This is a genomic window from Jeongeupia sp. USM3 (genome assembly GCF_001808185.1).
In the GTDB taxonomy this organism is placed as follows: domain Bacteria; phylum Pseudomonadota; class Gammaproteobacteria; order Burkholderiales; family Chitinibacteraceae; genus Jeongeupia.
This window is the reverse complement of record NZ_CP017668.1, coordinates 2,725,521-2,745,011: the sequence shown is the minus strand read 5'-3', so window position 1 is coordinate 2,745,011 and position 19,491 is coordinate 2,725,521. Positions and strand designations below refer to the sequence as shown.

The following is a 19,491-nucleotide window of genomic DNA, read 5'->3' as shown; positions in this document are numbered from 1 at the left end:
CCGGCGCCCTGCGCGCCGGCCCAGTCGTAGACACACCATGGACAAACTCAGAATCATCGGCGGTACGCCGCTCAATGGCGAGATCACCATTTCCGGCGCCAAGAACGCCGCCCTGCCCATCCTCTGCGCCAGCCTCCTGACCGCCGACACGCTGCGCCTGACCAATGTGCCGCAACTGGCCGACGTCAAGACGACGCAGAAACTGCTGCAGGGCATGGGCGTGCGCGTGATGACCGACAACGTCCACGAGTACGAGATCACCGCCAGCCACATCAGCAGCCTCGTCGCACCGTACGAGCTGGTGAAGACGATGCGTGCGTCGATCCTCGTGCTCGGCCCGACCTTGGCGCGCTTCGGCGAAGCCCAGGTGTCGCTGCCCGGCGGCTGCGCGATCGGCGCGCGCCCGGTCGACCAGCACATCAAGGGCCTGCAGGCGATGGGCGCCGAGATCGTCATCGAACACGGCTACGTCAAGGCCAAGGGCAAGCTCCGTGGCGCACGCTTCCGCTCGGACATGATCACCGTCACCGGCACCGAAAACCTGCTGATGGCCGCGACGCTGGCCGAAGGCACGACGGTGCTGGAAAACGCCGCACGCGAACCCGAAATCGTCGATCTGGCCGAGCTCTTGATCAAGATGGGCGCAAAGATCAGCGGCCACGGTACCGACACGATCACGATCGAAGGCGTCGAGCAGCTGCACGGCGCCGAGCACGCGATCGTCGCCGACCGGATCGAGACCGGCACCTTCCTCGTTGCCGCTGCCGCCGCACAGGGCCGCATCGTCTGCCGCAACACCCGCGCCGACATCCTCGGCGCCGTGCTCGACAAGCTGGTCGAGGCCGGTGCGCACATCGAGGCCGGCGACGACTGGATCGCGCTCGACATGAAGCAGCGCGCCAAGGCCGTCGACATCCGCACGCTCGAATACCCGGCGTTCCCGACCGACATGCAGGCGCAGTTCATGACGCTGAACGCGATCGCCAGCGGTACCAGCGTGATGACCGAAACGATCTTCGAAAACCGCTTCATGCACGTGCCGGAGCTCGGCCGGATGGGCGCGCAGATCAAGGCCGAGGGCAATACCGCCATCGTCACCGGCGTCGACCGGCTGTCCGGCGCCACGGTGATGGCGACCGACCTGCGCGCGTCGGCCAGCCTGGTGATCGCCGGCATGGTGGCCGACGGCGAGACCATCGTCGACCGCATTTATCATCTCGACCGCGGCTACGAGCACATCGAAGCCAAGCTCGCCGGCGTCGGCGCGCAGATCGAACGCCTCTCCTGAACCGGATGACCGCATGCTGACGCTCAACCCCAAACCCCGCGGCGACGACAACGACGGCAAGCCGCGTCCGCCGCAGCCGGTCGAAAAGGGCTTTGCCGCGCTCGCACATCTGGCCGGGCTGTTCTGGATTCCCTACCTGCCGATGCCCATCCTCGCGCTGGTGATCCCCTTCCTGATCCTGCAGTTCGCCCGTGTCCATTCGGAGTTCGTCGAACAGCATGCGGTGCAGGCGGTCAACTTCCAGCTGCTGATGGGCAGCCTCTACCTGTTCGCGATGATCGCCGGCTTTGCGCTGCACTCGATGCTCCTGATCTGGTGGGTTGCGATCGGCTCGACCATCTTCTCGATGTGGGAAGGCGCCAAGGCCATCAATGGCTGGCAGTCCAAATACCCGCTGACCATTAAACTCTTCAAGTGAGCCTGCGATGATCACGATCGCGCTGTCCAAGGGACGCATTTTCGAAGAAACGCTGCCGCTGCTCGCCGCCGCCGGCATCACCCCGGCCGAAGACCCGGAAGCGAGCCGCAAGCTCATCATCGGCACCAACCGCGACGACGTGCGGCTGATCATCGTCCGCGCCAGCGACGTGCCGACCTATGTCGAGTACGGCGCAGCCGACCTCGGCGTTGCCGGCCGCGACGTGCTGATCGAGCACGGCGGCGCCGGCCTGTACCAGCCGCTCGACCTCGAGATCGCCCGGTGCCGGCTGATGGTCGCCACGCGCAACGGCTTCGACTACGACGGCGCCGTGCGCCAGGGCGCACGGCTGAAGATCGCGACCAAGTACGTCCAGCAGGCGCGCGAGCACTTCGCCGCCAAGGGCGTTCATGTCGACATCATCAAGCTCTATGGCTCGATGGAGCTCGCCCCGCTGGTCGGCCTCGCCGACGCCATCGTCGACCTCGTATCGACCGGCGGCACGCTCAAGGCCAACGACCTCGTCGCGGTCGAGCACATCCGCGAGATTTCGAGCCGCCTCGTCGTCAACCAGGCCGCACTCAAGCTCAAGGAAGAGCGGATCCAGCCGATGCTCGAGGCCTTTGCTGGTGCAATCGGCTCCAGCGCGATCGGCTCCGGCGCGACCGGCCAGTAAGCCCGGCCACGCCACCGTCAGCAAAGCCGGCGCAATGCCGGCTTTTTTGCGTCATGAATCCGCAAGCGTCGACGTTTTTCTTGCTCGAAACTGAATCAAACAATATCGTCACTGGAAATAAATCCAGACCGGAACCGACCGATGCACGACCCCGTTCGCCTCGTCCTGACCGGCGAGCTGCAGCCCGGCGTATCGCCTGAAACCGCGACGGCCAACCTCGCCGCGCTGCTGAAGATCGACATCGAACGCGCACGCCAGTTGCTCGGCACGGCACCCAAAACCATCAAGCCCAGCGTATCCGGCAGGGAAACGGCGGTGTATCTGGCGCATTTGAAACGTGCCGGCGTCGTCGTCCGCGCCGAGCCGCTGCCCCCGCCGGCCGGCATCGACCACCAGCGGCGCATCGTCAGCGATGATCTCGACATCGCCAGCCTGACCGTCGAACCCGCCGCCGGGCCCGCCATCGAGAACGGCGTCGCCTGCCCCGCCTGCGGACGGCAGCAGCCACCGCGCACGCTGTGTCTGGGCTGCGGCGTCGACATGCCGCGTTATCGTGCAGCGCAGGCAGGCCAAGCCGCCCAGCAGTCGGGGGGCGCTCGCGACACCGCGCCGACACCCCCCGTACTGAATGGCCGGGTTCCCGATGACGACATCGACTTTCTTACACCATCGCTGCTCGGTGTATTCATTGATGGCCGACTGGGCCGGATACGCTACCTCGCCTACAGCCTTGCGCTGTTGGTGGTGATTAGCGCGGCGGCGCTACTGGGCTCACCGTTGCTGGTGCTGCTCGACGGCTTTATCTACGCCTTTGCTGCCGGAGCACTCTGGCTGATGCTGCGCCTTACCATGCTCAGGCTGCATGATTTCGACTTTTCCGGCTGGTGGTGCCTGGCCGCAATCGCCCTTTCCGCAGTCGCCTATGCCATCGACCCGCGTTTGGGGATGCTGCTGTCGGGTGGCGTTTCGCTCGCTTCGCTCGGCCTGTGTCTGGTCCCCGGCGATACCGAAGTCAACCGCTTCGGCCCGCCGGCAGCGCCCCCGACTGCGCTGATCCAGATCGGCGCGGCCCTGTGCCTGCTCGCCGGCATCGCAACGCTACCAGCTGCGCTGAAATCGCCGAAAGCACGCCAGGCGATATTCGATCACCCGACCGCGAGCGAAACCACGACAGCGGAAGGCGATGCACCGAAGATCTACGACAATCACGGCCGCGAAATCACCGATGCGCAAGTCCACGAAATAGCCGAACGGTTGCGCGCGGCCGGTATTGACGTCAGCGATGCCGAAATGCGTGAAAAACTGCTGCAAAAACAGGCCGAACGCGACCGCGAGGCGGATTGAGCAGCAGCAAGCCGTACACAGGCAGACGGCAGGTATAATCGGTGAAACCCCAATGTCCAGCCTGAGCCGCCATGATCCGCCGCCTCGACACCCGCACCAAAGACTTCGAATCCGAACTCGCCGCGCTGCTGGCGTTCGAAACCTCGCAGGACCCCGAGGTCGACGCCCGCGTCGCCGCCATCCTTGCCGACGTGAAAGCGCGCGGCGATGCCGCCGTGGTCGAGTACACCAACCGTTTCGACGGCACGTCGGTGAAGGACATGACCGCGCTCGAGCTGACGCAGGACGAACTCAAGGCCGCGTTCGAGCGGCTGCCGCAGGTGCAGAAGGACGCACTGAGCTTCGCCGCCCGCCGCGTGCGCAGCTACCACGAACACCAGAAGATGAGTTCGTGGAGCTACGAGGACGAAGATGGCACGCTGCTCGGCCAGCAGATCACCGCGCTCGACCGCGTCGGCATCTACGTGCCCGGCGGCAAGGCCGCGTATCCGTCGTCGGTGCTGATGAACGCGATTCCGGCCCACGTCGCCGGTGTGGCCGAAATCATCATGGTCGTGCCGACGCCGAAGGGCGAGCGCAACGATCTGGTGCTGGCCGCCGCTTATGTCGCGGGCGTGTCGCGCGCGTTCACCGTCGGCGGTGCGCAGGCCGTCGGTGCGCTCGCCTACGGCACGCAGACCGTGCCGCAGGTCGACAAGATCACCGGCCCGGGCAACGCCTACGTCGCCAGCGCCAAGCGTGCGGTGTTCGGTGTCGTCGGCATCGACATGGTCGCCGGCCCGTCGGAAATCCTCGTGCTGTGCGACGGCAGCACCGATCCGGACTGGGTGGCGATCGATTTGTTCAGCCAGGCCGAACACGACGAAATCGCCCAGGCGATCCTGCTGTGCCCGGATGCGGCATACATCGATGCCGTCGCCGCCAGCATCGAGAAACTGCTGCCGGGCCAGCCGCGCCGCGACATCATCGCCGCGTCGCTGAAAAACCGCGGGGCGCTGATCCACGTCGCCGACCTCGACGAGGCGTGTGCGATCTCGAACCGGATCGCGCCGGAGCACCTTGAACTGCAGGTCGCCGATCCGAAGGCCTGGGTCGAAAAGCTGCGCCACGCCGGTGCGATCTTCATGGGCAAGTTCACGTCCGAGAGCCTCGGCGACTACTGTGCCGGGCCGAATCACGTGCTGCCGACCGCACGCAGCGCGCGCTTCTCCAGCCCGCTTGGCGTCTACGACTTCCAGAAGCGCTCGAGCCTGATCATGGTGTCCGAGGCCGGCGCACAGACGCTCGGCCGCGTCGCCGCAACGCTGGCGCACGGCGAAGGGCTGACGGCACACGCGAACGCCGCCGAGCTGCGGCTGAAATAGGCGCGACCAAGCAAATCCTGCTGGCTGCGTTGCGCTCGCTTGCCGTACTAGCTTGTACTGTCTGCGCTCGCACGCCTTGCCAGCATCGTTGCACTGGATTTGCTCGGCCGGGCCAATCCCCCCTCTTGTAATCGGGTTAATCGGCCCGACATGCAATCCATGACAGGCCGCGACCGATGTCGCGGCTTTTTACTATCTACAGACAGGACCTGATCCATGGCCATTCTCGTCAACGGCGTTGAAATCACCGATGCACAGATCGAAGCGGAACTGCCGCACCACCAGGACGCGCCGAGCCCGGTCGACGCCACCGTTCAGGAACTGATCCTGCGCGAACTGCTGACCCAGCGCGCGCGCGCCAAGGGCATCGAAGCCGCCGACCCGCAGGAAGCCGTCGGCGAGCTGCTCGGCCAGGAAATCGAGGCGCCGAAGGTCGACGAAGCCCAGGCCCGCGCCTTCTACGATGCCAACCCGCAAGCCTTCGTCCAGGGCGAGCAGGTCGAAGCCAGCCACATCCTGTTCAAGTCCACGCCGGAAACGCCGGCTGCGCTGCTGCGCGGCAAGGCCGAACAGGTGCTGATGGAACTGCGCCTCGCGCCGCACCTGTTCGAAACCCGCGCCAAGGAACTGTCTGCCTGCCCGTCGGGCCAGCAAGGCGGCGCACTCGGTGCGTTCGGCCGCGGCCAGATGGTGCCGGAGTTCGAGCAGGCCGCGTTCGCGCTCGGCGAAGGCGAGCTGGCCAAGGAGCTGGTCGAAACCCAGTTCGGCCTGCACATCATCAAGGCCGGCAAGAAGACCGAAGGCGCCAGCGTCGGCTTCGACGAGGTCAAGGAACGCCTGACCGCCTACCTGACCGAGATGGAAGCGCGCCGCGCGATGCACACCTACCTGCAGGGTCTGGTCGAAGCCGCCGACATCCAGGGCTACGACCTCAAGGCCGCCGGCTAAGCCCCCCATTAGGCGGTTACGCCTGCGCATTTTGTCCCCGTCCGATGCTCGGAATCCTCATGGACCGCCCGTCCATTCCGGTTCCTGCGCTTCGGGCGGGAACAAACTGCTTTGGCTCACTCGCCTATTGGAATGGCTTCGCATCCCACATGCAATCGCCCCGGCCCCCACCGGGGCGATTGCTTATCCACAGCCGCAGCGCAGCGGCATAAAATGACCGGTGTATAGTCCAAATGGACTAGCCTGCCTGCATCGACAGGCGAACAGCCCTTGCCCCACGATCCGCCTAGAATGGCAGCATGAGGAGGAGGCAATGCTCACCGACCCCAAGCTCACCAACCGCCCGCTGATCGACCGCTTCGGCCGTTCGATCCGCTACCTGCGCGTTTCGGTCACCGATCGCTGCGACCTGCGCTGCAGCTACTGCATGCCCAAGGGCTTCCACGGCTTCGAAGAGCCCGAGCACTGGCTGAGTTTCGACGAGCTCGAACGCCTCGTCGCCGCCTTCGTGCGCGCCGGCGTCGCCCGCGTCCGCCTCACCGGTGGCGAGCCGCTGCTGCGCCGCAACCTTGCCGACCTCGCCGGCCGGCTCAAGGCGCTCGACGGCCTCGACGACCTGTCGCTGTCGACCAACGCCACCCAGCTGGTCCGCCACGCCCGCGCGCTGCGCGCCGCCGGCGTCGACCGCCTCAACATCAGCCTCGATACGCTCGACCGCGGCTGCTATGAAAAGCTCGCCGGCCGCGACGCCTTCGACGCCAGCCTTGCCGGCATCATGGCCGCGCGCGACGAAGGCTTTGCGCCGATCAAGCTCAATATGGTCGCGATGAAGGGCGTCAACGAAGCCGAGATCGAACGGATGACCGAGTTCGCGATGCGGCACGGCTTCATCCTGCGGCTGATCGAAACGATGCCGATGGGCGACACCGGCCGCAACGCCCAGTACCTCGACCTCGCGCCGGTGCGCGCACGACTCGTCGAGCGTTTCGGCCTGACTCCCGAAGCCGACGAACTCGGCGGCGGCCCGGCGCGCTACTGGAAAACTCCCGACGGCAGCGGCCGCGTCGGTTTCATCACGCCGATCTCGCAGCATTTCTGTGCCACCTGCAACCGCGTCCGGCTGTCGGTCGACGGCACGCTCTACCTGTGCCTCGGGCAGGAAGAGAAATTCGAGTTCCGCCCGATGCTGCGCGCCGGCTGCAGCGATGCCGACCTCGACGCGGCGATCGCCCGGGCGATCGAACTCAAGCCCGAGCGCCACGAGTTCACCGAGGCACCGACCAAGCTCGTGCGTTTCATGTCGCAGACGGGCGGTTGATGGCGCGCGTCTTCGGCATCGTCGGTTACTCCGGCAGCGGCAAGACCACGCTGACCGAGCGGCTGATCGCCCACTTCAGCGCCCTCGGCCTGAAGGTCAACGCGATCAAGCACTCGCACCACGATCTCGAACTCGAGCCGCCGGGCAAGGACAGCGCGCGCTTTCGCGCCGCCGGCGCCGGCGAGGTGCTGGTCGCATCGCCCTACCGCTACGCGATCGTCCACGAGCTGCGTGACCAGCCCGAACCGGCGCTCGCCGAGCAACTCGCCCGGCTGTCGCCGGCCGACCTGACCCTGGTCGAAGGTTTCAAGCGCGAAGCCATCCCGAAGCTCGAAGTCTGGCGTGCCGCCACCGGCAAGCCGCTGCTGCACCCGGACGACCCGTTCATCGTCGCCGTCGCCAGCGACGGCCCGGTCGAGATGCCGATTGATCACGGACTGCCGCTGCTCGACCTGAACGACGCCGGCGCGATTGCCGGCTTCATTGCCCGCCACCTGTCACTCACCCTGCCGCCCCTGGACCACCATGCTGACCGTTGATCAGGCACTCGCCCAGTTGCTGGGCGGCGCCCGCCGCATTACCGACACCGAAACACTGCCGCTGGGTGCGGCGCTGGGCCGCACGCTCGCCGCCGACGTCGTCTCGACGCTGGCCGTCCCCGGCTTCGACAACAGCGCCATGGACGGTTACGCGCTCAACGTCGCCGACTTTGGCCCCGGCGCGACGTTCAGCGTCGTCCAGCGCATCGCTGCCGGCGATACCGGCGACGCGCTGGCGCCCGGCGAGGCCGCGCGCATCTTCACCGGCGCACCGGTACCCGACGGCACCAACGCGGTCGCGATGCAGGAAGACTGCGCCGTCGAGGGCGGCATTCTCAGCATCGGCACACCGCTGCGGACCGGTCAGCACATCCGCCGGCGCGGCGAGGACGTGATGGCCGGCGCCGCCGTGATCAAAGCCGGCACCCGGCTCGGCGCGGCCGAGCTCGGCCTGCTGGCCGCCGTCGGCGTCGCGCGCGTCGGGGTCATGAGGCAGCTGCGCGTCGCGCTGCTGTCGACCGGCAACGAACTGGTCGAGCCCGGCGCGCCGCTGGCACCGGGCAAGATCTACAACTCGAACCGCTATGCGATCTCGGCGCTGCTGACGGACGCCGGCTGCATCGTCGACGACCTCGGCATCGTGCCCGACCAGTTCGCCGCCACCCGCGACATCCTCGCCGACGCGGCGGCAACGCACGACGTCGTGCTGTCGACCGGCGGCGTCTCGGTCGGTGAAGAGGACCACGTCAAGGCGGCGGTCGAATCGCTCGGCGCGCTGTCGCTGTGGAAGATCGCGATCAAGCCCGGCAAGCCGTTCGCCTTCGGCCGCATCCCCGCCGGCGAGGTCCGCGCCGGCTCCGGCGGTGAGACCGGGTCCGACCCGGGCGCCGACTTCATCGGCCTGCCCGGCAACCCGGTGTCGAGCTACATCACCTTCCTGCTCTTCGTCCGGCCCTTCCTCGCCGCTCGCGTCGGCGGAGAAGCACCGGTGCAGGCCGTCAGGGTTCCGGCCGGTTTCGCGATCGGCCGCGCCGGCAACCGCCGCGAATACCTGCGCGCGCGGCTCGAAAACGGCCGCGCCGTGCTCTATCCGAACCAGGGATCGGGCGTACTGACGTCGGTGGTCTGGGCCGACGGCCTCGTCGTCATCCCCGAAGGAGCGACGGTCGCCGACGGCGACGCCGTCGACTTCGTGCCGCTCGCCGCATTGAGGTAAGGCCATGAACACCATCCAGTTGCTCTACTTCGCCCGCCTGCGCGACGTCTTCGGCCTGGCCGCGGAAACGCTGGCCGTGCGCGACGGCAGCGCCGTCGCCGACCTGATCGCCCAACTGATCGGCCGCGGTGGCGCCTTTGCCGACGAGCTCGGCGGCACGCGCGTGTTCCGCGTCGCGGTCAACCAGGAAATGGCCCGGCCCGACGACGTGATCCCGGCCGGTGCCGAGGTCGCGATCTTTCCGCCGGTGACCGGGGGCTGAAATGAGCGTGCGTATCGACATCCGCGTCGGTCAGGCCGACTTCGACCTCGGCGCCGAATACGCAGCACTCGTCAGCGACGAGGCCGCCAGCGGTGCCGTCGTCGCCTTTGTCGGCCGGGTCCGCGACCTGAACCTCGACCGGCACGTCGCCGTCCTCGAGCTTGAGCACTATCCGGGCATGACCGAGAAGGCGCTGACCAGGATCGCGACCGAAGCCGCCGCGCGCTGGCCGCTGACCGCGGTGACCATCGTCCACCGCGTCGGCCCGCTGCATCCGGGCGACCAGATCGTGCTGGTGCTGACCGCCAGTGCCCACCGCCACGCCGCCTACGACGCCAATGCCTTCGTGATGGATTACCTGAAGACCGAGGCGCCGTTCTGGAAGCGAGAATCGGACGGAACCAGCGCGCACTGGGTCGACGCGCGCGAGAGCGACACCGAGGCGATGGCCCGCTGGCACCCTGAAGACGCGCCATGAGGATCGAAACCGTCGTCTTCGCCGGCGGAGGTACTCGATGAAAATCGCCGCCATCATGCTTTCCGGCGGAGGTACTCGATGAAGATCGCCGCCGTCGTCCTCGCCGGCGGCGAAGGCCGGCGCATGGGCGGCCGGGACAAGGGCCTGCTGCCGCTGGCAGGCCGGCCGCTGGTCGAGTGGGTGCTCGCCGCACTTGCCGCGCAGACGCGCCCGCCCGATTGGGTGACGATTTCGGCCAACCGCAACCTCGACGCCTATCGCCGTTACAATGTACCGGTACTGAGCGACGCGCCTCCCCGCGGCCTCGGCCCGCTCGGCGGCATCCACACCGCGCTGGCCGCGACCGACGCCGACGCGCTGCTGGTGTTGCCGTGCGACGTACCGGTACTGCCCGACGACCTCGTCGCGCGCCTTGCCGACGCGCTGGCCGACGAACAGGCCGCCGTCGCGCATGCCGGCACTGCGATCCAGCCCAGCATCTGCCTGGTGCGCCGCAGCGCCGCCGACGCGCTGGCCGGGCGGCTGCAGCGGCGCGAGCTGAAGCTGCGCGACTGGCTGGCAAGCCTGGCCGCCGTACCGGCCGTCTTTCCGGCCGACGCCTTCGCCAACCTGAATACGCCGGAAGCGCTCGCCGCCTTCGGCAAGGACCAGCCTTCACCATGAGCGGACTCACCCATTTCAACGATCAAGGCCAGGCGCACATGGTCGACGTCGGCGCCAAGGCGGACACCCACCGCGTCGCCCGCACCGAAGGCCGGATCCGGATGCAGCCGGCGACGCTGGCGCTGGTCGCCCAGGGCGGCCACAAGAAGGGCGACGTGCTCGGCATTGCCCGGATCGCCGCGATCATGGCGGCCAAGAAGGCGTCCGAGCTGATTCCGCTGTGCCACCCGCTGCCGCTGACCCGTGTCGACGTGGCGTTCGAACTCGAAGCCGACGGCGTGCGCTGCGAGGTCGTCGCCGAAACCGTCGGCAAGACCGGCGTCGAGATGGAGGCGCTGACCGCGGTCAACGTCGCGCTGCTGACGATCTACGACATGTGCAAGGCGGTCGACCGCGGCATGGTGATCGGCGACATCCGCCTGCTCGAAAAACGCGGCGGCAAGTCCGGAGACTGGCGGGCCGGCGACGGCCAGGCCGCCGGGGCCGGCTGATGGTCAACGCCGACGCCTTGCCGGCGCGCAAGCAGCTCTCGCACAAGGTCGTCACGCTGCTGCTGGTTTCGCTGCTGGCGGGCCTGACCGCCGTCGGCATGACGCTCTACCTGTCGTGGCAGCTCGAAGGCGGTGCAGCGGCGATCAACGCCGCCGGCAGCCTGCGCATGCAGACCTACCGGCTTGGCTATACGCTGCAGCTGAACCGCGAAAGCCCGACCCCCGAGCTGGCGGCGCAGATCGACGCCGAACGGCGCCAGTTTGCCGACACGCTGGCGCTGCTCGACCACGGCGATCCGGCGCGGCCGCTCTACCTGCCGGGCGACCCGGCGGTGCGGGAACGCTTCAGGGCGATCGAAGCGCGCTACGCGCGGCTGCTGGCCGCACCACCGAGCACGCTCAAGCGTGCCCCGGCGGAAATGCGCGTGCAGATGGACCATTTCGTCGAGCAGATCAACGCACTCGTGCTCGACATCGAGCAGTACAACGCCCGGCGGACCATGCTGCTGCGCGGCTCGCAGATGCTGCTGATCGTGCTGGCGGTCGTCGGCACCGTCGCGCAGATCTACCTGATGTTCCTGCTGGTGTTCCGGCCGCTGTACCGGCTCTCGGGCGGCATCTCGCGCATGGCCGAGCGGGACTACAGCGTCCGGCTGCCGGTCGAGACCGACGACGAGTTCGGCGAGCTGACCCGCGGCTTCAACCGGATGGCCGACCGCGTTGCCGACGCGCACGGCTCGCTCGAGGCGCGGGTGCAGGCCAAGACCGCGGCGCTCAACACCCGCAACCGCGAACTGGCCCTGCGCAACGACATCGGCGCCGGGCTCAACGCCGGGCTGTCGGCCGAGGCGATGTGCCGCGACTTCCTCGGCAAGCTGATGACCTGGTTCGACGCCGACGGCGGCAGCGTGCGCATCGTCGACCCGCAATCGGACGCCGCGCACATGGTCGTCTACGAGGGCATCTCCGACGCGCTGGCGGCGGCCGAACACTGCCTGCAGCCGGGCGACTGCCTGTGCGGCGCCAGCCTCAAGGACGGTGTCGCCGTCGTCCACGATTTCCGCAAGCTGCCGAGCGCGGCCGCACCGTACTCGTGCGAGCGCGAAGGCTTCGTCCAGGTCAGCGCCTTTCCGGTCCGCGCCCGGACGCGGTCGACCGGCCAGTTCAACCTGCACTTCCGCCGCAGCCGCGACATCGGCCGGAGCGAGCGCGCACTGCTCGAGGCACTGGGCGAACAGCTCGGCATCGCGCTCGAGAACCTGCGGCTGGCCGCGCGCGAGCGCGAGATCGCCGTCTACGAGGAACGCAACCTGCTGGCGCAGGGGCTGCACGACAGCATCGCCCAGGGACTGTCGTTCCTGAACCTGCAGGTGCAGATGCTCAACGACTCGCTCAGGCGCGGCGCGATGGCCGAGGCGCTGGACGTCGTGCCGCTGCTCAAGGCCGGGGTGCAGGAAAGCTACGACGACGTGCGCGAGCTCCTGAACAACTTCCGCACGCGGCTGGCCGAGGGCGACCTCGTTTCGAGCATGCGCGCAACGATCGAGCGCTTCCGCCGCCAGACCGGCATCGCCGTCGACTTCGATGCGAGCGGCTCGGGCGCGCCGCTGCCGGCCGAGGACCAGCTGCAGCTGCTGTTCGTGCTGCAGGAGGCGCTGTCGAACGTGCGCAAGCATGCGTATGCAACCGCGATCCGGGTCCGCTTTGCCAACGAGCGCGACGTGACACTGGAAATCAGCGACGACGGGCGCGGTTTCGACGCGGCCGAGGTCGCGGCGCGCGCCGAAGGCCATGTCGGGCTTAAAATCATGCAGGAACGTGCCGACCGCTTGTCGGCACGGCTTGTCGTCGAGTCGGATCACGGCGCCGTCGTGCGGCTGACCATTCCGTCCGAAGCACGCCGGCTCGACGAACGCACACAGGAAAGGAAGGGGCCTCATGGCGATCAGGGTATTGCTGGTTGACGATCACACGCTGTTCCGCAGCGGCATCAAGCTGCTGCTGTCGCGCCAGCCGGAGTTCGACGTCGTCGGCGAAGCCGCCGACGGGGCCGAAGGCGTCAAGCGCTGCCACGAGCTCGCGCCCGACGTGGTGCTGCTCGACCTGAACATGCCCGGGCTGTCGGGCCTCGAGGCGCTGCAGCTGATCCTCGAGGACAACCCGAAAACCGCCGTGCTGATGCTGACGGTGTCCGAAGACGCCGAAGACCTCGCCGAGGCGCTGCGCGGCGGTGCGCGCGGCTACCTCTTGAAGAACATCGACGCCGATTATCTCGTCGGCGCCATCGTCCGCGCCCACGCCGGCGAGGCCGTCGTTGCCGAAGCGATGACGGCCAAGCTCGTCGCCCAGTTCCGCAGCGCGGCGGTCCCGGCCGAACCGCGCGACGAGGACCGGCTGACGCCGCGCGAACGCGAGATCCTCGGTTTTCTCGCCCGCGGCGACAGCAACAAGGCCATCGCGCGCGAACTCGACCTGGCCGAAAGCACGGTCAAGATCCACGTGCAGAACATCCTCAAGAAGCTCGGCCTGTCGAGCCGGGTCCAGGCCGCCGTCTACGCGGTCGAGCACGGACTGGGCCGGCCGGCTTGACCCTGCGCAGGAAGCCCTCCGCCGCACGGCGCTAAGCTGGAGGAGGTACCACTTGGATCCGGAGGCCGTATGCGCGTGCTGCTGCAAGTCGATTTCGTTTTCTCTCCCGACGCCCTGACCGGCGAGGCGCTGCCGGCGCCGCTGCTCGCGCTGGCCGACTCCATCAACCGCGAGCCGGGCTTCGTCTGGAAGGTCTGGACCTTCAGCGAGGCCGCCGGCCGCAGCGGCGGCGTCTACCTGTTCGAGAACCGCGCATGTGCCGAGCAGTATCTGGCGATGCACTGGCTGCGGCTGAGCGAGATGGGCGCCACCGACATCCGTTCGATCATTTTCGACATCAGCGAACCGCTCAGCCTGATCAACCACGCCCCGATCGCGTGAGTCGTGCGTCCCGGCTCGCCACCGGGCGCCCGATTCGCTAAGCTGCTCGGTTTTCCCGGAGCGAGCCCATGGAACCGATCCGCCTTTCCAAACGCATGGCCGAACTCGGCCTGTGCTCGCGCCGCGAAGCCGACGAATACATTGCCCGCGGCTGGGTCCGCGTCGACGGCGTCGTCGTCGACGTGCTCGGCAGCAAGGTGCTGCCGACGCAGACCGTCACGCTGAACAAGGCCGCCGAGCGCGAGCAGGCCGGCCGCGTCACCGTACTGATCAACAAGCCGATCGGCTACGTTTCGGGCCAGGCCGAAGACGGCTACCAGCCGGCGGTGGTACTGGTGAAGCCCGACAACCAGTGGGCCGAGGACCAGAGCGGCATCCGTTTCGAGCGCGAACACCTCAAGAGCCTCGTCCCCGCCGGCCGGCTCGACATCGACTCGGTCGGCCTCTTGGTACTGACGCAGGATGGCCGCATCGCCAAGCACCTGATCGGCGAGAACTCGAGCGTCGAGAAGGAATACCTCGTCCGCGTCAGCGGCCAGCTGGCGCCGGGCGACCTGAAACGGCTCAACTACGGGCTGGAGCTCGACGGCCAGAAGCTCAAGCGCGCCGAAGTCTGGTGGCAGAACCGCGACCAGCTGCGCTTCATCCTGCACGAGGGCAAGAAGCGGCAGATCCGCCGGATGTGCGAAATGGTCGGCCTGCGCGTGGTCGGCCTCAAGCGCATCCGCATCGGCAAGGTCGAGCTCGGCGACCTGCCGACCGGCCAGTGGCGCTACCTGCAACCGGGCGAAGAATTCTGATGGCCCGCGCCGATGTACTGCTGGTCGAGCTCGGGCTCGCCGGTTCGCGCACCCATGCGCAGCAGCTGATCGCCGCAGGCCGGGTCAGCGCGGAAGGCAAGATCGTCGGCAAGGCGAGCGCCAAGCTCGACGCCGGCATGGCGATCGCCATCGCGGCCGATGAGGAGGCTGACCGCTTCGTCTCGCGCGGCGGGCTCAAGCTCGCCGGTGCGCTGGCACATACCGGTCTCGATGTTACGGGCATGACCGTGCTCGACGTCGGCCAGAGCACCGGCGGTTTTACCGACTGCCTGCTGCAGGCCGGTGCGCGCCACGTCATCGGCCTCGAGGTCGGCCACGACCAGCTGCACCGCAGCCTGATCGGCGATGCGCGCATCGTCACGCTCGAAGGCCTCAACGCGCGCCATCTGGCGGCGGGTGATCTGGACGATCATCTGGATGCACCGGTCGACCTGATCGTCGGCGATGTGTCGTTCATCTCGCTGGCGCTGATCCTGCCGGCGCTGGCAACGCAGCTCGCATCGGGCGGGCTGCTGCTGTTCCTCGTCAAGCCGCAGTTCGAAGTTGGTCTGGCGGGCCTCGGCAAGGGCGGCATCGTCCGCGACGCAAGCAGCTACCCCGAGGTCGAGGCAAAGATTCGCAGTGCGGCGCTCGACGCCGGTTTCGACGTGAGCGACTACTTCGACAGCCCGATCACCGGCGGCGACGGCAACCGCGAGTTCTTCATCTACGCTCGGCGCCGCTGATCGACGCACGAATGAAAAACGGCCCGGATATCCGGGCCGTTTTGACTTGAACGGGCTTACTCGCCGTCGTGCGGCTGCTTGCCGAACATTATTTCGGCATCGCCGACCGGTTTGGCCAGCGCCTGCACCCGGGCATCATGAGGGAAGCGCGCCAGTTCGTCGCGGAAGTAGTCGAGGCTTTCCGGGTAGGCGAATGCGGCCTGCCGCATCAGCGTCTGCCCCAGCGCAGCGTCGCCCTTGATCGCGTGCATGATCGCCGCATCGGACAGCTGGCCCGGATACGGCCGGACCGCGTTGAGCCGGTCGAGGATGTCGAGCTTCCAGGCGATGTTCTCGCCGCTGGCGGTGATGTAGTTCGACAGCGCGTAGTCGGCGTAGAAATCGACCAGCGGGTTGTGGCGCAGCTCGCCGAGCGTCTTCAGGTTGCGCTCGTTGGTCGCGACATTGTCGCTCGGGTCGATGATCGGGTAGATCTTCAGGTAGGTCAGCCCGCCGAACACCGCAACGGCGACCGACGCCACGCCGTAGAGCGCGAAGCCGGCCCGCGACGTCGCCGGCCCCTTGCGTGGCGCGGCGCCGAAGGCGAGGAAGAGCATCAGCGCGAACGGCCCGAAGAAGTGGTAGTACCACAGCGGGTATTCGACCAGGCTGTGCAGGATGGATACAGCGACGAGCGCCGCGGCAAACATCGCCACGTCGTCGTTGCGACGCGACCACAGCCCGAAGAAGGCGGCGAGGATGCCGCCAACGACGATGACGGTGCCGACGATGCCGGTCTCGGCCATCAGGTTCAGGAGCGAGTTGTGCGCATGGGTGAACAGCACGCTCTCGACGACCTTGGCGAACTCCGGCTGCACCTGCAGCGCAACGCCGTGGGCCGGGTACTCGCCCCAGCCGACGCCGAGCCACGGATGCGCCTGGAACGTCAACCACGCCTTGTGCCACTCGACCAGCCGGCGCGCGCCGTTCGAATCGAGCCGGTCGAGACCGGTCGGCACTTCGTTCTGCGAGCGCAACAGGCTGCCGATCACGTCGTTGATCAGCGGCGCGACGAACTGCATCGCGACGATCAGCGCACCGGCGATCATCAGCAAGCGGCCGAGGCGACGGACGACGTCGTCCTTGCCGAACGCCAGCAGCAGCCCGAACACCAGCCACGCGACCGCGTACAGGAAGGGCGAGCGGGAACCGCAATACGCCATCGACAGCGCAAACCACAGCGACAGCGTCACCGTCAGCCAGCGCGGCATCCTGCCGGTCGCCGACAGCCACATCACCGAAGCGAAGCCCCAGGCCAGATAGTGGCCGTACATGTTCTTCTGGCCGATGTGGCCGAAGATCAGCCGCGGGCCGGTCGTGATCAGCTGGTAGATCTGCTCGACCGCGACCGCCGAATTGAACAGCGCACCGGCCACCAGCCCCCAGGCGAGCGCCTGCGCCAGCGGCACGATGCCGAACTCGTCACGCGCACGCGCCAGCGCCCACACCGACATGCCGGCGGTGACCATGTACAGCGCCGGAATCGTCAGGTCGGACCAGTACGGCACCGTCAGCACCAGCGCCTGCAACCCGAGTACGGCAGCGAGGCCGAACCAGATCGCCGCCATCCACGGCATGCGCGTGGGCTCGGTCCGCCGCTGCGGCAGCCCGGCGGCGGCGAGCACCAGCAGGGTCGCCAGCGTGTACGCGGCAAGCTCGGACGGAAACACCGGATTCGGCGGATAACGGAACGGAATGCCGCACGGTACGGCGGCAAGCAGGAAGAGCAGGACTTGGAAAACGCGGAGCATGAGACTCAGGCAGGAATGGGCGAACGGGGGGAAATCAGCCGGGCGATCACGCAACCGAGCTCGTACAAGAGCCACAGCGGGATCGCCAGCAGGCATTGCGACAGCACGTCGGGCGGCGTCACCACCGCGGCGATCACGAAGGCGCCGACGATCACGTAGGGCCGCCAGCTGACGAGCTGGGCGACGCTGACGATATTGAGGTAGACGAGCACGACGATCGCCACCGGCACCTCGAAGGTCGTGCCGAAGGCGAGGAACATGCCGAAGATGAAGTCGAGGTATTCGCCCGAATCGGGCAGCCACTGCATCGACGCCGGCACGACCGAGGCGATGAACTTGAACACGACGCCAAAGACCAGGAAGTACGCGAACGCCATGCCGGCAAGGAACAGCAGCGTCGACGCGACAATCAGCGGCAGCACGAGCTTCTTCTCGTGCGCGTACAGCCCCGGCGCGATGAACGCCCACACCTGGTACAGCGTATGCGGCAGCGTGACGATGAAGGCGGCCAGCGCGGCGATCTTCACCTGCAGCAGGAACGGCGTTGCGATGCCGATCGACACCAGTTTCTGTCCGGGCAGCACGTGGGCCAGCGGCGAAACGATCAGGTCGTAGAGCTGCGCCGAGTAGGCAAAGCACAGGCCGAAACCGAGCAGGAAAACCAGCCCGGCACGGACCAGCCGGTTGCGCAGTTCGATCAGGTGGGCCAGCAGCGGCTGGAAGTCGGCAGCGTTCATGGATCAGCGGCGGTCGCGCGCCGGCAGCGGCGCGGGGTCGGCAAGGAACAGGTCGGGCTGGCGCTCGTCCCGGACGGGTTCGGGGGATGGTGCCTCGGCCCCTTCGGGGACCGGCTCGGCAGCCGGATCGGCCGTCACTGCGCCGGCGGCCGGCTCGCTCAGCATGCCGCGCGCGTCGGCCAGCGTTTCGCGCAATTCGGCAACCGGTGCATGGATCGTCTGTCTGAGCTGCTCGCCCTCGGCACGCAGCTCGGCCTCGATCTGCGCAAGCTCGCTGCTGCGGACCTCGCGCTCGAGATCGGCCTTGACGCTGGTGACGAAGCGCTGCGCGCGGCCGATCAGCGCGCCGACGGTACGTGCAACCGTCGGCAGGCGCTCGGGGCCGATCACCACCAGCGCCACTGCGCCGATGATGGCGAGTTCGCCGAGACTGACGTCGAACACTTAGCGCCTGCTCAACGCTTGTCCTTGTCGACCACGTCGATCACGCGGCCGGAATCGGGCGACACGTCCTTGGTCTCGGACTTGTCGGACTCGCCCTCGCGAACGCCCTCCTTGAAGCCGCGCACGGCCGAACCGAGGTCCTTGCCGATGCTGCCCAGCCGCTTGGTGCCGAAGACGAGAATGACGATGACCAGCACGATGAGCCAGTGCCAGATGCTGAAGGAACCCATGTGTTTGTCTCCTTGGAGTCAGTGGGTACTGAGGTCGACGATCTTGGTCGGCAGCGGCGCGCCGCCGATCACATGCAAATGCAGGTGGAACACGCTCTGGCCCCCGCCTGCGCCAGTATTGATGATGGTGCGGAAGCCCTTGTCCAGCCCCTGTTCGGCGGCGACGCGTGCGGCGACCAGCATCAGCTTGCCCAGCAAGGTTTGGTGTTGGACCCCCGCGTGCGCCATAGATTCGATGTGCGGCTTCGGAACGACGAGAAAATGCACCGGCGCAACCGGATGCAGGTCGTTGAAGACGAGGATGTCGTCGTCCTCGTAGAGCTTGGCCGTCGGAAACTCGCCGCTGGCCAGCTTGCAGAAAATGCAGTCGCTCATGGTGCCTCCGTCTCAGCCCGCGGTTCGCGAGGCTTTTTCGTCGATGCCCGAAATGCCTTCGCGCCGGGCCAGTTCGGCCAGCACGTCCTCGTGGCTCAGGCCCTCGTGGGCGAGCAGCACCAGGGTGTGGAACCACAGGTCGGCGACTTCGCGCACCAGGTGCAGCTTGTCGCCGTCCTTGGCGGCCATCACGACCTCGAACGACTCCTCGCCGACCTTCTTGAGGATCGCTTCCTGCCCCTTGTGGAACAGCTTGGCGACGTAGGACGTGGACGGATCGGCGTCGCGGCGGCTCGCCAGCGTCGCGGACAGGCGTTCGAGAATCTCGGTGGAAACCATGCGGGGCCTCGGAGGTGGGCGTGATTTAGCGGCAATTATATTGCCGTTTGGTGAC

The 19,491-nt window shown here is 67.5% G+C and carries 24 protein-coding genes; 18 read left to right on the top strand and 6 right to left on the bottom strand.

All coding sequences use genetic code 11. The annotated features are described in order from the left end of the window. Window positions 1-37: 37 nt before the first annotated feature. The 18 genes from murA to BJP62_RS12855 all read left to right on the top strand — a co-directional run bounded on the left by murA (window position 38) and on the right by BJP62_RS12855 (window position 15,521). Window positions 38-1,288 carry a UDP-N-acetylglucosamine 1-carboxyvinyltransferase gene (gene murA, locus BJP62_RS12940; RefSeq protein WP_070530191.1) on the top strand — a complete coding sequence of 417 codons (1,251 nt, stop codon included), beginning with the start codon at window positions 38-40 and terminating at the stop codon, window positions 1,286-1,288. 13 nt (window positions 1,289-1,301) lie between these two features. Further along, a complete protein-coding gene (locus tag BJP62_RS12935; protein ID WP_070530190.1) occupies window positions 1,302-1,706 on the top strand; it encodes a DUF4870 domain-containing protein in 405 nt (134 codons plus the stop codon). A 7-nt stretch (window positions 1,707-1,713) separates the two neighbouring features. Beyond that, window positions 1,714-2,382, top strand: a complete 669-nt coding sequence (hisG, locus tag BJP62_RS12930; RefSeq protein WP_070530186.1) for an ATP phosphoribosyltransferase — start codon at window positions 1,714-1,716, stop codon at window positions 2,380-2,382. A 258-nt stretch (window positions 2,383-2,640) separates the two neighbouring features. Next, a complete protein-coding gene (locus tag BJP62_RS12925; RefSeq protein ID WP_168163836.1) occupies window positions 2,641-3,726 on the top strand; it encodes a DUF805 domain-containing protein in 1,086 nt (361 codons plus the stop codon). A 71-nt stretch (window positions 3,727-3,797) separates the two neighbouring features. Then, window positions 3,798-5,090, top strand: a complete 1,293-nt coding sequence (hisD, locus tag BJP62_RS12920) for a histidinol dehydrogenase (protein WP_145927202.1) — start codon at window positions 3,798-3,800, stop codon at window positions 5,088-5,090. 216 nt (window positions 5,091-5,306) lie between these two features. Then, window positions 5,307-6,038 (top strand): peptidylprolyl isomerase, encoded by a 732-nt coding sequence (locus BJP62_RS12915; RefSeq protein ID WP_070530183.1) that lies wholly within the window; start codon window positions 5,307-5,309, stop codon window positions 6,036-6,038. A gap of 313 nt (window positions 6,039-6,351) precedes the next feature. Next, complete coding sequence (gene moaA / locus BJP62_RS12910; protein WP_070530181.1) at window positions 6,352-7,356, top strand: GTP 3',8-cyclase MoaA; 1,005 nt, start codon at window positions 6,352-6,354, stop codon at window positions 7,354-7,356. Then, the gene (mobB, locus tag BJP62_RS12905) at window positions 7,356-7,895 is read left to right on the top strand and encodes a molybdopterin-guanine dinucleotide biosynthesis protein B (RefSeq protein WP_070530179.1); all 540 of its coding nucleotides are present in this window, start codon (window positions 7,356-7,358) and stop codon (window positions 7,893-7,895) included. The genes moaA and mobB overlap by 1 nt, the downstream gene beginning before the upstream one ends. Continuing rightward, entirely contained in the window at window positions 7,882-9,111 is a 1,230-nt protein-coding gene (gene glp, locus BJP62_RS12900; protein ID WP_070530177.1) for a gephyrin-like molybdotransferase Glp, read from the top strand. Before mobB ends, glp begins: the two co-directional genes overlap by 14 nt. Window positions 9,112-9,115: 4 nt before the next feature. Then, entirely contained in the window at window positions 9,116-9,373 is a 258-nt protein-coding gene (gene moaD, locus BJP62_RS12895) for a molybdopterin converting factor subunit 1 (protein WP_070530175.1), read from the top strand. A 1-nt stretch (window position 9,374) separates the two neighbouring features. Then, the gene (moaE, locus tag BJP62_RS12890) at window positions 9,375-9,851 is read left to right on the top strand and encodes a molybdopterin synthase catalytic subunit MoaE (RefSeq protein ID WP_070530174.1); all 477 of its coding nucleotides are present in this window, start codon (window positions 9,375-9,377) and stop codon (window positions 9,849-9,851) included. A 78-nt stretch (window positions 9,852-9,929) separates the two neighbouring features. Continuing rightward, window positions 9,930-10,514 (top strand): molybdenum cofactor guanylyltransferase MobA, encoded by a 585-nt coding sequence (mobA, locus tag BJP62_RS12885; RefSeq protein ID WP_070530172.1) that lies wholly within the window; start codon window positions 9,930-9,932, stop codon window positions 10,512-10,514. Then, the gene (moaC, locus tag BJP62_RS12880) at window positions 10,511-11,005 is read left to right on the top strand and encodes a cyclic pyranopterin monophosphate synthase MoaC (RefSeq protein WP_070530170.1); all 495 of its coding nucleotides are present in this window, start codon (window positions 10,511-10,513) and stop codon (window positions 11,003-11,005) included. Before mobA ends, moaC begins: the two co-directional genes overlap by 4 nt. Beyond that, entirely contained in the window at window positions 11,005-12,969 is a 1,965-nt protein-coding gene (locus BJP62_RS12875; RefSeq protein ID WP_070530168.1) for a type IV pili methyl-accepting chemotaxis transducer N-terminal domain-containing protein, read from the top strand. Before moaC ends, BJP62_RS12875 begins: the two co-directional genes overlap by 1 nt. Continuing rightward, window positions 12,944-13,594, top strand: coding sequence for a response regulator transcription factor (locus BJP62_RS12870; RefSeq protein ID WP_070530166.1), 651 nt, complete (start codon window positions 12,944-12,946; stop codon window positions 13,592-13,594). The genes BJP62_RS12875 and BJP62_RS12870 overlap by 26 nt, the downstream gene beginning before the upstream one ends. A 69-nt stretch (window positions 13,595-13,663) precedes the next feature. Then, window positions 13,664-13,975, top strand: coding sequence for a monooxygenase (locus BJP62_RS12865; protein WP_070530164.1), 312 nt, complete (start codon window positions 13,664-13,666; stop codon window positions 13,973-13,975). 68 nt (window positions 13,976-14,043) lie between these two features. Continuing rightward, a complete protein-coding gene (locus BJP62_RS12860; RefSeq protein ID WP_070530162.1) occupies window positions 14,044-14,775 on the top strand; it encodes a pseudouridine synthase in 732 nt (243 codons plus the stop codon). Then, window positions 14,775-15,521 (top strand): TlyA family RNA methyltransferase, encoded by a 747-nt coding sequence (locus BJP62_RS12855; protein WP_070530160.1) that lies wholly within the window; start codon window positions 14,775-14,777, stop codon window positions 15,519-15,521. Before BJP62_RS12860 ends, BJP62_RS12855 begins: the two co-directional genes overlap by 1 nt. A gap of 56 nt (window positions 15,522-15,577) precedes the next feature. Here BJP62_RS12855 and BJP62_RS12850 read toward each other — a convergent pair whose 3' ends face one another. From BJP62_RS12850 to BJP62_RS12825, 6 genes are read right to left on the bottom strand one after another with little or no spacing between them, the layout of a single operon-like run. Next, the gene (locus BJP62_RS12850; RefSeq protein WP_070530159.1) at window positions 15,578-17,311 is read right to left on the bottom strand and encodes a PglL family O-oligosaccharyltransferase; all 1,734 of its coding nucleotides are present in this window, start codon (window positions 17,309-17,311) and stop codon (window positions 15,578-15,580) included. Between the two features lie 5 nt (window positions 17,312-17,316). Beyond that, window positions 17,317-18,048: a twin-arginine translocase subunit TatC gene (gene tatC / locus BJP62_RS12845; protein WP_070530157.1), complete on the bottom strand. Its 732-nt coding sequence runs from the start codon at window positions 18,046-18,048 to the stop codon at window positions 17,317-17,319. Between the two features lie 3 nt (window positions 18,049-18,051). Then, window positions 18,052-18,492 carry a Sec-independent protein translocase protein TatB gene (tatB, locus tag BJP62_RS12840; protein WP_070530155.1) on the bottom strand — a complete coding sequence of 147 codons (441 nt, stop codon included), beginning with the start codon at window positions 18,490-18,492 and terminating at the stop codon, window positions 18,052-18,054. Between the two features lie 11 nt (window positions 18,493-18,503). Beyond that, window positions 18,504-18,722 carry a Sec-independent protein translocase subunit TatA gene (gene tatA / locus BJP62_RS12835; protein ID WP_070530151.1) on the bottom strand — a complete coding sequence of 73 codons (219 nt, stop codon included), beginning with the start codon at window positions 18,720-18,722 and terminating at the stop codon, window positions 18,504-18,506. An 18-nt stretch (window positions 18,723-18,740) separates the two neighbouring features. After that, a complete protein-coding gene (locus tag BJP62_RS12830; protein ID WP_070530150.1) occupies window positions 18,741-19,097 on the bottom strand; it encodes a histidine triad nucleotide-binding protein in 357 nt (118 codons plus the stop codon). A gap of 12 nt (window positions 19,098-19,109) precedes the next feature. After that, window positions 19,110-19,436, bottom strand: coding sequence for a phosphoribosyl-ATP diphosphatase (locus BJP62_RS12825; protein WP_070530148.1), 327 nt, complete (start codon window positions 19,434-19,436; stop codon window positions 19,110-19,112). Between the last annotated feature and the right edge of the window lie 55 nt (window positions 19,437-19,491).